The organism is Rhodococcus sp. NPDC059968, assembly GCF_042738615.1.
GTDB lineage: Bacteria > Actinomycetota > Actinomycetes > Mycobacteriales > Mycobacteriaceae > Rhodococcus_F.
On sequence record NZ_JBHWUE010000001.1, the window covers coordinates 335,802 to 349,248 of the forward strand.

Annotated in this window: 14 protein-coding genes; all 14 read left to right on the top strand. The window is 66.7% G+C overall.

Annotation, left to right across the window (positions count from 1 at the left end; translation table 11 throughout):
* Nucleotides 1-66: 66 nt before the first annotated feature.
* The 14 genes from ACFWAY_RS01555 to ACFWAY_RS01620 all read left to right on the top strand — a co-directional run bounded on the left by ACFWAY_RS01555 (nt 67) and on the right by ACFWAY_RS01620 (nt 13,443).
* Nucleotides 67-1,206 carry an acyl-CoA dehydrogenase family protein gene (locus ACFWAY_RS01555; RefSeq protein ID WP_378509629.1) on the top strand — a complete coding sequence of 380 codons (1,140 nt, stop codon included), beginning with the start codon at nt 67-69 and terminating at the stop codon, nt 1,204-1,206.
* Between the two features lie 121 nt (nt 1,207-1,327).
* Nucleotides 1,328-2,116, top strand: coding sequence for an enoyl-CoA hydratase/isomerase family protein (locus tag ACFWAY_RS01560; RefSeq protein WP_378451039.1), 789 nt, complete (start codon nt 1,328-1,330; stop codon nt 2,114-2,116).
* Between the two features lie 37 nt (nt 2,117-2,153).
* Entirely contained in the window at nt 2,154-2,531 is a 378-nt protein-coding gene (locus ACFWAY_RS01565; protein WP_378451040.1) for a Zn-ribbon domain-containing OB-fold protein, read from the top strand.
* Nucleotides 2,531-3,679 carry a thiolase family protein gene (locus ACFWAY_RS01570; protein WP_378451041.1) on the top strand — a complete coding sequence of 383 codons (1,149 nt, stop codon included), beginning with the start codon at nt 2,531-2,533 and terminating at the stop codon, nt 3,677-3,679. Before ACFWAY_RS01565 ends, ACFWAY_RS01570 begins: the two co-directional genes overlap by 1 nt.
* A gap of 9 nt (nt 3,680-3,688) precedes the next feature.
* Entirely contained in the window at nt 3,689-4,894 is a 1,206-nt protein-coding gene (locus tag ACFWAY_RS01575; RefSeq protein ID WP_378451042.1) for an acyl-CoA dehydrogenase family protein, read from the top strand.
* Complete coding sequence (locus tag ACFWAY_RS01580; protein WP_378451043.1) at nt 4,891-5,853, top strand: phosphotransferase family protein; 963 nt, start codon at nt 4,891-4,893, stop codon at nt 5,851-5,853. Before ACFWAY_RS01575 ends, ACFWAY_RS01580 begins: the two co-directional genes overlap by 4 nt.
* A 50-nt stretch (nt 5,854-5,903) precedes the next feature.
* Complete coding sequence (locus ACFWAY_RS01585) at nt 5,904-7,106, top strand: acyl-CoA dehydrogenase family protein (RefSeq protein ID WP_378451044.1); 1,203 nt, start codon at nt 5,904-5,906, stop codon at nt 7,104-7,106.
* Nucleotides 7,103-7,864, top strand: a complete 762-nt coding sequence (locus ACFWAY_RS01590; RefSeq protein ID WP_378451045.1) for an SDR family NAD(P)-dependent oxidoreductase — start codon at nt 7,103-7,105, stop codon at nt 7,862-7,864. Before ACFWAY_RS01585 ends, ACFWAY_RS01590 begins: the two co-directional genes overlap by 4 nt.
* Nucleotides 7,865-7,901: 37 nt before the next feature.
* Nucleotides 7,902-8,663 (top strand): SDR family NAD(P)-dependent oxidoreductase, encoded by a 762-nt coding sequence (locus ACFWAY_RS01595; RefSeq protein ID WP_378451046.1) that lies wholly within the window; start codon nt 7,902-7,904, stop codon nt 8,661-8,663.
* A gap of 15 nt (nt 8,664-8,678) precedes the next feature.
* Nucleotides 8,679-9,746, top strand: coding sequence for an NAD(P)-dependent alcohol dehydrogenase (locus tag ACFWAY_RS01600; RefSeq protein ID WP_378509630.1), 1,068 nt, complete (start codon nt 8,679-8,681; stop codon nt 9,744-9,746).
* 73 nt (nt 9,747-9,819) lie between these two features.
* Nucleotides 9,820-11,322, top strand: a complete 1,503-nt coding sequence (locus tag ACFWAY_RS01605) for a class I adenylate-forming enzyme family protein (protein ID WP_378509631.1) — start codon at nt 9,820-9,822, stop codon at nt 11,320-11,322.
* Between the two features lie 89 nt (nt 11,323-11,411).
* Nucleotides 11,412-12,020 carry a TetR/AcrR family transcriptional regulator gene (locus tag ACFWAY_RS01610; protein ID WP_378451099.1) on the top strand — a complete coding sequence of 203 codons (609 nt, stop codon included), beginning with the start codon at nt 11,412-11,414 and terminating at the stop codon, nt 12,018-12,020.
* A 74-nt stretch (nt 12,021-12,094) separates the two neighbouring features.
* Complete coding sequence (locus ACFWAY_RS01615) at nt 12,095-12,430, top strand: EthD family reductase (RefSeq protein ID WP_378451100.1); 336 nt, start codon at nt 12,095-12,097, stop codon at nt 12,428-12,430.
* 11 nt (nt 12,431-12,441) lie between these two features.
* Entirely contained in the window at nt 12,442-13,443 is a 1,002-nt protein-coding gene (locus ACFWAY_RS01620; RefSeq protein WP_378509737.1) for an MBL fold metallo-hydrolase, read from the top strand.
* Nucleotides 13,444-13,447: the final 4 nt, after the last annotated feature.

A 13,447-nucleotide genomic window follows, 5' to 3' on the forward strand; every position in this document is an offset into this window, starting at 1 on the left:
GAGAGTCCTTGCCGAAGCGGCTTCGGCGAAACTAAACTGAACTCACGTCAATTTGAGGAGAGTTCCATGCCGTCGCCCCATTCCCGTCCCTGGCCCGAGACCGAACCCCCGGCGATGACGCCTGTCGCCGAGCACGACGATATCCGGGCCGTAGTCCGCCAATTGCTGGATCGGCATTCGACGCTCGAGGCCGGCCGCCTTGCCGCCGAGTCCGAAATCGGCTATTCCCCCGAGTTGTGGTCGCTTCTCGTCAAGGAGATGGACGTCGCCGCCCTGACGGTGCCGGAGGATCGCGGGGGCCTGGGTTACGGCATGGTCGAACTCGGGATCGTTCTCGAAGAATGCGGGCGCGCGCTGGTCGGCGAACCCGTACTCACGTCCGCGACACTGGGAGTGCACGCCCTGCTCGCTGCCGAGAGGTGCCCGCAGGTCGACGAACTGCTGGGGCAAGTCGTCGAGGGCGAGCTCGTCGCAACCGTGACAGCCCTGTGCTCGGAGACCGATTTCGTCGACGCCACCCGAGCCGGAGGCCGCTGGTCGGTGTCCGGCCGCGCGACCAATGTCGTGCAGGGTGGCGCGGCCGATATCGTCGTGCTACTCGGGCGTGGTGACGAGGGGCCCGGCCTCTACGCGGTCGATCTGCGTACAGCCCCGGTACGGCGCTCGGAGCTTCCGGTCATCGACCCCAGTCGGCGGCAGGCGAATCTGCTCTTCGACGACGCCGAGGCGGTACGTCTCGTCGGACCCGCCGACGCACTGCGGACGGCCGCATCGCTGCGGAGCCTCGGAGTGATCGGCCTGGCCTGCGAACATGTGGGAATTGTCGACCGATTGCTCGAAAGCACAAGGGAATACACGGTGCAACGCCACCAGTTCGGGCGGGCGATCGGCTCCTTCCAGGCCGTGAAGCATCGATTGGCGAACACCCTGGTCGAGTTGGAGAAGGCTCGATCGGCGGCGCGATATGCGGCCGCCGTCTTCTCGGAAGACCCGGACTCCGCGGCGCTCCCCGCCGCGGTCGCGGGAGCAATCTGCACCGAGGCCGCGATCGCCACCGCCCACGAGGCCGTGCAATTGCATGGCGGTGTCGGCTTCACCTGGGAACATGCGGCGCATTCCTACGTTCGCCGCGCCCTCGGAGACGAACCGCTGCTCGGGGATTCGCGGGCGCATCGCAGTCGTATCGCGGATCTCGTCGGGCTCTGACGTCGGGTCGCCTGCCGGCGGCTGAATCGAAAACTCTTTTCCCGCGCTATTGACGGAACAACTCCCACCCAGTAGAACTGAAGTGAATCCAGTTCAGTTTATCCCTCGAAAGGACACCGACATGGTGGACACCGACCACATCGTGCTCGAGAAGGACGGCGACGTCGCCCGCGTGTGGCTCAACCGCCCGCACAAGAAGAACGCGGTCACCGTCGAGCTGCTGCATCGCCTCGACGAGATCATCGTGGAGGTCGACAACGACCCCAACCTCAAGGTGCTGGTCCTGCGTGGACGTGACGGCACCTTCTGCTCGGGCTTCGATCTCGACGAACTGCGGGAGAAGTACGTCGGCTCCACCACCGCGATGGACGTCGCCGTGCTGTCCGCCCGGGTGTGCGACCGCTTGTACTCGATGAACACGCCGTCCGTCGCGGTCCTCGAAGGCTTCGTCACCGCAGGCGGTTTCGAGCTCATGATCTCCTGTGACTTCGCCATCGCCGCCGAGGACGCCCGTATCGGCGATTTCCACATCCGTCGCGCGCTGTTCGGCGGGGCAGGCCCGATCTACCGGCTCCCGCGGATGATCGGCATTCGGAAGACCAAGGAGCTCATGCTGACCGGCAAGCTCCTGACCGGCAAGGAGGCGGAGGCCTTCGACCTGATCAACGCCTCGGCGCCGGCCGAAGACCTCGACAAGCTTCTCGCCGAGTTCATCGCCCCGATCGTCGACAAGAGCCCGTTCATGATGAAGCTCACCAAGATGTGCATCGACCGCGGCCTCGACGCGGACATCCAGTCACTGATGGTGATGGAGCACCTCGCCGTCGGCAATGCGCTGCAGTCCGAGGACGCACGAGAAGGCGTGAACGCCTTCCTCGAAAAGCGTGATCCGGTCTGGGTCGGTCGCTGATCCGATACCGACGACGAATCCCGAGGAGAGAATGAGGATGGGCGAGACACATACCGCGCCGGCGCTCGGCGCGAGCCGGTGCTCCCACTGCTCGACTGTCGCGTTCCCGGCCACCAGCCTGTGCTCGCAGTGCTCACGACCGGCGATGTCGCCGTTCACGCTGAGCACACGCGGAACGGTCTGGGCGTACACGGTTCAGCGGTTCGCCCCGAAATCCCCGCCGTACGTCCCGCCGCCGAACGGTTTCGCACCGTTCGCCGTCGGATACGTCGAACTCCCCGAGGGAATCAAGATCGAAGCCGTGCTCGAATGCCACGACTTCGACGAGTTGGACGACGGGGCGCCGGTGACCTTGATCGCCACGGCGCCGGTGCCCCGGTTCGCCACCGATGCCTATCTGAAGGAGATCCGCTGATGTCCACCGTGTCGATCATCGGGGCCGGACTCTCGAAATTCGGACGTCAGCCGGACAAGAGCGGTCGCGGGCTGGCCCTGGACGCGATCGCGTCCGCCTTGACCGACGCAGGCATCGCGTGGACCGATGTTCAGGTCGCATTCGGCGGCAGCGACGGATCCGGGCTCGCCGACACCCTGGTCGCCGAACTCGGGCTCACCGGCATACCCTTCACCAACGTCAAGAACGGTTGCGCGACCGGCGGTAGCGCGCTGGTGTCGGCCGTCAACGCGATTCGCGCGGGCGCCGCCGACATCGCACTCGCGGTCGGCTTCGACAAACATCCGCGCGGCGCCTTCGACCCGGCACCGCAGGATTGGGGCCTGCCCGTCGGTTACGGCGAGGCGGGCCTGATGGTCACCACCCAGTTCTTCGGCATCAAGATCGCGCGGTACATGCGCGAACACGGGATCAGCGCACCTACGCTCGCCGCCGTGGCGGAGAAGGCGTATCGCAACGGCTCGCTCAATCCGAATGCCTGGCGTCGCGAACCGATGTCCGCTGAAGTGATCGCCGCAGCGGACATGGTCAACGACCCACTCACGCGATACATGTTCTGTTCTCCCGGCGAGGGCGGTGCCGCCGTCGTCGTGGCGAGTGAGGCCGCCGTCCGGCGCCTCGGCGGGAGGCCCGTGCAACTGCGCGGAATCTCGGCGGGCACCCGCCGATTCGGCTCCTTCGAGGTGTTCGGTCCGTCGATACAGGGTGAGGGAACCCCGTCGAGCGTGAGCACGTCCACCGCCACCGCCGCATTCGAGCAGGCCGGACTCGGCCCGTCCGACGTCGATGTGGCGCAACTCCAGGACACGGAGAGCGGCGCCGAGATCATGCACATGGCCGAGTGCGGATTCTGTGAGCACGGCGAACAGGAGAAGCTGATCGCCGCGGGCGAGACGGAGATCGGTGGCCGGATCCCGATCAACACCGACGGCGGATGCATCGCCAACGGGGAGCCGATCGGCGCCTCCGGCCTCCGGCAGATACACGAGATCGTCACGCAGTTGCGCGGGGAGGCCGGTGCCCGACAGGTTCCCGGACACCCGCGCATCGGATTCACCCACGTCTACGGTGCGCCCGGAATCAGCGCCTGCACCGTCCTGTCCGTCTGAGGAAGAGCCATGAATCAAGCAACGATGCCCGACATGGACCAGTTCGTGGATGATGCGCGGGCGTGGCTGAGAACTGTCGCCGAACCACGCACCCAGATCAAGTGGGGGGTGGGGTCCGACTCGGTCGCCGTCTTCGAGAATTGGACCGCAGAGCAGGAGCGCGACGAGACCGACCATATCCGGGCGTACGAGCAGACGAAGTTCGACGCCGGCTGGGGCTCGATGAATTGGCCGGACGAGTACGGTGGCCGTGGCCTGCCGATGTCCTACGTTCTCGCGTTCCGGCGGGAGGAGAACGCTTTCGACGTGCCGCGCCGGACCGAAATGTTCTCGGTGACGCAGCAACTGGTCGCGCCGGCGATCGCCCAGTGGGGAACACCGGCACAGTGCGAGCGATATGTGCGTGCGATGCTTCGTACCGATATCATTGCCTGTCAGCTGTTTTCGGAGACCGAGGCCGGATCCGACCTTGCCGCCGTCCGGACGAGGGCAGTCGAACAGGACGGCCGGTGGACCATTACCGGGCACAAGGTCTGGACGTCCGGCGCCCGGGTCGCCGACGTGGGGGTCGCGGTGTGCCGCACCGACCCGGACGCGCCCAAACACGCAGGACTCACGGTCTTCCTGATCCCGATGGACGCTCCCGGAGTCACCGTCCGGCCGATCCGCCAGATGACCGGGGGCAGTTCCTTCAACGAGGTCTACCTCGACGGCGTCGAACTCTCGGACGACTACCGCTTGGGGCCGGTGGGGGAGGGCTGGCCGGTCGCCTTGACGGTGCTGGCAGCCGAGCGCCTCGACGCCGGGAACCTGGGTCTGGCCAACGCCGATCACGCCGTCGAACTCGCCCGTCACCTCGACCGGCAGCTGACCGAAATCGAGCGCGACAAGGTCGCGGATCTCGTGACGCGCAGCTACGTCCAGCGGGTGACCGGTATGCGGGTGGCCGCGGCAGTGGTCGCAGACAAGGACCCCGGTCCCGAGGCATCGGTGGGTAAGTTGCTCGCCACGGACACCATGGCACGTACGTCGGAGGTCGTCCGGCTGTTGCTGGGGCGCGATCTGATTGCCGACTCGGGCGAGTGGGGAACGTTCGCATGGACGGAACATGTGCTCGGCGCGCCCGGGTACCGGATCGCCGGCGGCACCGACGAGATCCAGCGCAACATCCTCGCCGAGCGTGTTCTCGGTCTGCCGAGGGAGTCGCGCCGATGACCACGAACAGCACGCTCGGCGACCGGGTAGCCCACCGCCTGCGTGAGCAGAGCCCGGGCCTGGACGTCGGAACACTCGAGCCGCTGCTCGGCGGGCATTCCGGTTTGACGTACAAAGTGCAGACCAGCGACGGCGACCTCGTGGTCAAGGCGGTTCCCGAGGGGCAACGCCCCATCGGACGACACGACATGGTGCGCCAGGCGCGGATCATGGAAACACTCGGTGCGACCGAGGTTCCGGTGCCCCGGATCGTCGCCGTCGACGAGGACGGGCCTGCGTGGTTCGCGATGGAGTGCGTGGCCGGGGAATCACTCGAGCCGGTGCTCGATTCCCCTCCGGTCGAACCGGCTGTCGCGGCAGCCCGGATGCGCCGGGCCGCCGCGGTCCTGCCGCTGCTGCACGCGGTGCCGGTCGACACGATCCCGGCGGCCGGGGATCCCCTGTCGCCCGGCGCGGAGCTGGCGCGGTGGAAACGCACCCTGGACGCCGTTCCCCCCGACCTGGTCAGCGGCGGCGACGAACTCCTGCGCCTCCTCGCCGCCGATCTCCCCGACGCGCTGGCACCGACGTTGGTGCACGGCGACTACCGGCTCGGCAACATCATTGCGCGTGACACCGAGCCCGCGGCACTGATCGACTGGGAGATCTGGAGCCTGGGCGATCCGCGGGTCGAACTGGGCTGGTTCCTCGTCTTCGCCGACGGTGCGAACTTTCCCGGGGTGGGGCGCGCGGTGCCGGACCTGCCGTCCGAGGACGAACTGATCGCCCTCTACACCGGGGACCACCCGGCGCTGCCGGACATGAACTGGTTCAACGCGCTCGGCCGCTTGAAGATGGCGGCGATCATGGGCCACAACCTCCGCCGGCACCGAGAGGGCCGCCACCACGACCCCGACCAAGAACGGCTGCCCGACACCATCTCGCAGCTCATCCGCAGCGGGACCGCGCTACTTGCCTGATCAACCTCCGTTCACCGCGTGACGCGATGAAGGAACAGAGAGGACCTCACGTGGACTTCGAATACTCCGCGCGCACCGAGCGACTGCTCGAGCAGCTGCGGAACTTCATGGAAGAGCACGTCTATCCGGCCGAGGCCGTGTACGACGAGCAGATCAAGTCGAACGACAACCCACACGAGCAGCCCAAGGTCATGCTGGACCTGCAGGCGAAGGCCCGCGAGCTCGGTTTGTGGAATCTCTTCATGACGCACGGTGGGTGGGGCGCCGGTCTCACCAACCTCGAGTACGCCCCGCTCGCCGAGTTGGTCGGACGCTCGGTGATCGGCAACGAAGCCATCAACTGTTCGGCACCCGACACCGGCAACATGGAGATCCTCGCCATGTACGGCACCGAGCAACAACAGTCGCGGTGGCTCGCGCCGCTCCTCGACTGCACGATCCGGTCGGCGTTCGCCATGACGGAACCGGATGTGGCGAGCTCCGACGCAACGAACATCACCTCGACCATCCGCCGGGACGGCGACGAGTACGTCCTGAACGGCCGGAAGTGGTACACCTCAGGCATTCTCGACCCTGATTGCAAGCTCGTCATCTTCATGGGCAAGTCCGATCCCGAGGCTCCGACCTACCGGCAGCAGAGCATGATCCTGGTGCCTGCGGATTCCCCCGGTATCGAGGTCCTTCGCGATCTGCCCATGTTCGGATACCGGGACCGGCTCGGTCACGGCGAGGTCCAGTTCACGGACGTCCGGGTGCCGGCCGATCACATGCTCGGCGCCGAGGGGGACGGTTTCGCGATCGCGCAGGGCCGGCTGGGGCCGGGGCGCATGCACTACGCGATGCGAGCGATCGGCATGGCCGAGCGCGCCCTCGAGATGATGTGCCGACGAGCTCTGCAGCGCAATGCCTTCGGCGCGCCGCTCGCCGATCGCGGTGTGGTACGGGAGTGGATCGCGCGCAGCCGGATGGAGATCGACCAGATCCGGCTGCTGGTTCTTCAGTCGTCGTGGCTGATGGACACCCGCGGCAACGCCGCGGCCCGCTCGGAAGTCGCCGCGATCAAGGTTGCGGCCATGGAAGTCGCTCATCGAGTGGTCGACCACGCCGTCCAGACCTACGGCGCGGCAGGGGTGAGTGACGACACGATCCTCGCCCGGCTGTATGCGATCACCCGGGCTCTGCAGATCGCCGACGGCCCCAACGAAGTCCATCTGCGCACCATTGCGCGCCTCGAACTGAAGAAGTACGCATGAACGCGACGCGAGAACTGACAGGCAAGGTCGCACTCGTCACGGGGGCCACCCGAGGGCTCGGATACGCCATCGCCAGCGGGCTGGCCGCCGCGGGTGCCACCGTGATCGTGTCGAGCCGCAAGGAGGACGCGTGCATCTCCGCAGCCCTTGCGATCACCCGTGAGACCGGTGGCATCGCCGAACCGCTCGCACTGCACGTCGGGAAGTGGGAAGCGATCGAACTCGCGGTCGACCACATTCTCACGCAGTTCGGCAGCCTCGACATCGTCGTCAACAACGCCGGTATCGCGCCCCTGTCACCGAACCTCGAGTCGGTGTCCGAGTCGCTCTTCGACAAGACGATCGAGGTCAACCTGAAGGGCCCGTTCCGGCTCATGGCGGTGGCCGGTGCCAGGATGAGCGCGGCCGGAGGCGGCTCGATCATCAACATCTCGAGCATCGGCGCGCTGCGGCCCAGCCCGCCGGAAGCGATGTATGCGGCATCGAAGAACGGCCTCAACGCGCTGACGATGGCCTTCGCTCAGGAATACGCGCCCCGGGTGCGGGTGAACTGCATCATGCCGGGCGGATTCGCGACCGACATGGCGGCGGACTGGGACGACGAGTTCGTCGGCAAGATCGTCGACCGACTCCCCGCCGGCCGCCTGGGGCGCCCTGATGAAATTGCGGGCCTCGTAGTGCATCTGGCCGGCGACCGTGCCGGCTACACCACGGGCGCCGTCATCCCCGTCGACGGCGGGCGCACCGCCGTCTACTGACGCGCGCGTGCCATAAACACGAGTAGGAGCCAATTACATGCAGGTACCCGACCTGTTCCAGCTGAGCGGTCGCGTCGCCGTCGTCACGGGTGCATCCTCCGGGTTGGGAACGGGATTCGCGCGGACGCTGGCGTCAGCGGGCGCGACGGTCTTCGCGGCCGCCCGCCGTGTCGAGCGCCTCGCGGCACTGGCCGACGAGGTCGAGGGGGTCGTCCCCGTCGAGTGCGACATCACCGTGGACTCGGACCGGCGCTCGCTGGTCGATCGGGTACTCGCGGAGGCCGGACGAATCGACGTCCTCGTCAACAACGCGGGCAGACCCGGCCGGCCGAACGCCGAGGACGAGAGCCCGGAGGAATTCTCCTCGATTCTCGACGTCAATCTGGCCGCGGGATTTCACCTCGCCACGTGCGTCGCCTCGGCCACACCGGCGGGCGAGGCAGCGTCGATCATCAACATCTCCTCCGTCGTCGGGCTCGTGTCGACGGCACCCATCGGCGGCGCGAGCTATGCGGCGTCGAAAGCCGGCGTGCTCGGGCTGACCCGCGAACTCGCCGGGCAGTGGGGCAGGCGTGGCATCCGCGTGAACGCCATCGTGCCGGGCTGGTTCGACACGGAAATGACCGATGGATTGTTCAGCAACCAGCGCTCGGCGGACTGGGTGCGCCGCAACACGATGCTCGCCCGCGGTGGACGCCCCGGCGAAGTGGACGGCGCTGTCCTCTTCCTGGCGTCGGACGCGTCGTCCTACGTCACCGGCCAGACCCTGGTGGTCGATGGCGGCTGGACCGCCCGGTAGGCAAAGGTGACACTCATGGCAGTTCCGACAATGCAGGCAGTACGCCTGACCGGCTGGGGTGACGGAGCGCGGGTTGTGCGCATCCCGGTTCCCGAACCGCAGGGGCATCAGCTGCTCCTCCGGGTCGAGGCCGCCGGGCTGTGCAGATCCGATCTGCATGTGATGGACGCACCCGCGGGAGTATTCGACTATCCCCTCCCGTTCACGCTCGGGCACGAGGTGGCGGGAACGGTCGTCGGTGCAGGCCCGGAGGCCGACGAGTCCTGGATCGGTGAGTCCGTCGTCGTCCATGGTGTCTGGTCGTGCGGGCGATGCCGCAACTGCCGCCGAGGCCGCGAGAACTATTGCTTCGAACTGGGCCCACGCGACGACGGTCGTCTCACCGCGATCGGCAACGGCATCGGCTACGACGGTGGTCTGGCCGAAACCATGATCGTTCCATCGGGGCGGTGTCTGGTCCGCACCCACGGGCTCGCCCCCGAGAGCGCCGCCCCACTCGCCGATGCCGCCCTGACGGCGTATCACGCAATCCGTACCAACCGGGACCTCCTGGGCGCCGACTCTGTTTCCGTGGTCGTCGGTGTCGGGGGACTGGGCCACATCGCGGTCCAGGTTCTTCGCGCACTGGGCGCGGGAACGATCATTGCGGTCGATCCGCGTGAGAGCTCACGCGACCTTGCACGTCGGCTGGGGGCGGACGTGGCGGTTTCGGACATCGCGGAGGTTGCGACATCTCGGCCCGGCATCGCCCGACGTCACTGCGCTGACGTGGTCTTCGATTTCGTGGGAGCGCCGGACACGATGGAATCGGCGGCACAGTTGCTCGCCCCCGGGGGCCGGCTGGTCACCGTCGGCAGCGCCGGCGGTCGGCTCACGGTGGGCAAAGACGTCGGACTCGCGACGGGCTGGCAGGTGACTGCGCCGTTCTGGGGTACGCGCGCAGATCTCGAAGCCGTGGTCGACCTCGCAAACCGAGGTCTGCTGGCAGTCGAGGCGACTGCGTACCCGTTGGACGATGTCCTCGACGTGTATTCGAAGTTGCGGCGCGGCGAGATCACGGGGAGGGCCGTCGTGATTCCGTGACGGACGAAAGCTGGGTACGGTGCGTGTCATAGTCAATAATGAAACTAGTTCACTTCAATGGAAGGTCGGCGGAATGTGGGAGCTGGCACGCGAATTCGTTGCTCGCGCAGCGAATTCTCCGGATGACATCGCAGTCGTCGATGCAACGGGGGAGCACACGATGGCGGAGGTTGTCGCGGCGGCAACCGGGCTCGCCGCCCAGCTGGACGCCGCGACGGGTGGCTCGCCGACGGTGCTGGTGCAGGCCGACAACACGTGGCGCACACTCGCCGCGGCAATCGCCGTCGGACTGCGCGGCGGCCTGATCGCGGTGTTCAGCCGACATGCCACCCCGTCGGAGTTCGCCGTGGCCCTGAACGACATCGCACCCGACGTGGTGATCGCCGACCGGCAGTCGCTCTCGCACTGGGGTGTACCGGAGGACCGCTTCTGCGAGGAAGCGGCCGCGCCGGCCGGCTGGGTGATGCGCTGGTCGCGATCACCGGTCAGCGACGTCGAGCGGTGGAACGGCGGGATCGCGATCGCGATGACGTCCGGGTCGACCGGACATCCCAAGTGCGTGGTGCAGTCGGAATCCGCAATCCGGTACGCCTGCCGTTGCACGATCGAGGCGGTCGGTCTCCAACCCGGAGATCCGGTCGCCGCGTTCGTGCCGCTCTCGTCGGTGGCCGCATTCTGCTTCGGGCTCTACCTCCCCACGATGCTGGCCGCGCCGATGGTCTGCATGGACGGCTGGAAGCCGGCGACAGCCCTCCACACCGTCCGGGAACACCGGGTTGCGTGGACGATGCTCGTCCCGACCATGGCTCTTCAGCTGGCCGTCGCACCGGACGCTGCGGGAGCGCTCACGTCGCTGCGTGCCATGACCGTCGGCGGCGGTCCGATGGATTCCGGCGCGCTCGGTCGCGCCGAACAGACCCTCGGCACCACGTTCCTGCGTGTGTTCGGTATGTCCGAGTGTCTCGGACACACGACCCCGCTGCCCGCGGACGAACCGGGCGTCCGGCTGGGGCGGGACGGCCGTCCCTTCCCGGGGACCGTCGTCCGCGCGGTCGACGCACACGGCGCCCCCCTGCCACCGGGCCGGGTGGGCGATGCCCAGGTCAAGGGTCCCTCCCTCTTCGTCGGTTATGCACGGGCAGGTGTTCCCGCACCCCCGGAACTCACCGCGGACGGATTTCTGCCCACCGGCGACCTCGTCGAAGTCGCCGAGGACGGCAGCATCCGGGTCATGGGGCGCCAGAAGCAGATCATCATTCGCGGGGGCCGCAACATCGACATCAACGAGGTCGAGGCCGCGATCGCACGCATCCCGACCGTGTCCCAGGTGTGCGTGGTGCCGGTGCCGGACGAGCTACTCGGTGAACGTGCCGCGGCGCTGGTCGTGAGTACCGGCGATCCGATTACCCTCGACGAGGTCGTTGCATATCTCGGAGACGTCGAGTTCCCGAAGTTCAAATGGCCGGAGTTCGTCTTCACGATCGACGATCTGCCGCAGAACCGGGTGGGGAAGCTGTCCCGACCCGACGCGGTGGACCTTGCAACACGCCTGCTCGACGGTACCGACAGCCGCTGATATTGACCTGACTTCACCTCAGTTCAGGTAGTCTGTCAGGTACCGGCCCGAACAAACAGATGGATGGGGGACCCGTGTCCGTAGAAGCCATGACGCTCCGCGATGGTCCGCGTTCGAAGCGCGGGCTCATCCTGACGGCCGCGATCGAACGGTTCGGGGAGGTCGGCTTCGAGCACACGAAGTGGGCGTCGATTGCCGACGAGGTCGGAATCGGCCAGACGGCGCTGTATCACTATTTCGAGTCGAAGGGTCACTGCCTGCTGACCATCATGCGTCTCGAACTGGCGCAGTCACTCGAGCGATTCACTGCCGCGATCGAGGGCGTCGACGACCCGGTCGAGGCGTTGAGTGCCGCCGTCACCAGCGCTCTGGAAGCGACCCCGCGGGACGCGCTGCAGCGGCGCATCCTCCAAAGCCACATGGATCTTCTTGCCACTCCGCGCCAATCGGAGAAGGAAGAGGCCGAGCGCCAGACCTCACGCGCGCTGGTGAACTCGATCGAAGAAGAGTGGTCGCTTCTCATTGCGCGGGGAATGGGCGCGGGTGTATTCGCCGACGGTGATCCGCGATTGATGGCCCGGCTGGTCCTCGGACTCGTCGTCAGTGTGTGGCGGTGGTATCGACCCGGCGGGGACATGAGCCTCGATCAGCTCAACCAGCACGTTCGCGACACCACCCTGCGTATCGTCCGCGCATAGCCCGCGGTGTCCGCGCAGGGGCGTTCGCTTGCTCTCAGTAATTGAACTTAATTCAGGTCAGTAATGGAGTGATGATGTACAACTTGATCGTCTTGGCCGCCCGTCCGCACGACTGGAGCCATGAGCAGTTCATCCAGTGGTGGCGCGGGGAACATGCCGACGTGACCTACCCACTCCCGGGCCTGCGGCGATGGCAGCACACCGAGGTGCTCGACGCGATGGACGACAGGTCCCGGGAATGGGACGGCGTCTCGATTCTGAGCTTCGACTCCCGCGAGGACCTCGACGCCGCGCTCGCCAGCCCGGAATGGCAAGCCGCAGTGGACAACGTCGGCCAGATGCGTGGAAAGCGCATCCTCGTCATGGGTGAGGAGAAGACGATGGTCGAAGTGGGCAGCGGTGAATCATGAGAGCGCACTGGATGGAGCCGGGCTGCTACGAGGTGGCGCCCGGTGTGCATCGAGTGCCCCTCCAGATGCCTGACGACGGCCTCGGAGCAGTGAACGTCTATGCCCTCGAGACCGAGGACGGCCTGGCCCTTATCGACGGTGGCTGGCGAGTCGACACGACTTTCGACGAGATGGAACACGCACTGCTTCGGATCGGTCACAGCACCAAGCAGATTCACGACATCTATGTCACCCACGTGCATCGCGATCACTATACGTTCGCGATCGAACTCCGCCGTCGTCACGGCTCTCGCGTCCACCTCGGTGTCGCCGAGGCTGACGGATTGGCAGCCGTCAGTGCACTCGGCAGTAACGTGCCGACGGATTCTCTGCACGAACTCCGCCGCGCCGGTGCCCCCCTCCTGGCAGACACGGTCGAGGTCATGACCGCCGCGGAGCCGTTCTACCCCTCGGACTGGGAAGAACCCGATCACTGGCTCACCGCGGGGACGATCCGGATCGGACGGCACACACTCGACGTCGTGCACACGCCGGGCCACACGAAGGGGCACATGGTCTTTCACGACGAACAGCAAGGTCTACTCTTCAGTGGCGATCACGTCCTTCCCACGATCACACCGTCGATCGGTTTCGAACTCGGCGAGTGGGATCTGCCGTTGGGGCGCTACCTCGAGTCGCTGACCCGACTGCTCGAACGCCCCGACTCGCAACTGCTGCCGGCGCACGGAGATCCGACGCCGAGCGTGCACCTGCGCGTCGAAGAACTTCTCGCGCATCATGACCGGCGATTCATGGCCATGTGCAACGCACTGGTCTCGCTCGGGCCGGCGACCGCGTCTGCCGTCGCAGAGGCGGTCACGTGGACCCGTCGCGAAAGGCCGTTCTCCACTCTCGACCCGTTCAATCAAATGATCGCCACCTGTGAGACCCTCGCGCACCTCGACACTTTGGTCGATCGCGGCCGGCTCGCAGTCCGAAGACGAGACAGCTCCGACGTCTTCTCCGTCGTCTGAGCGC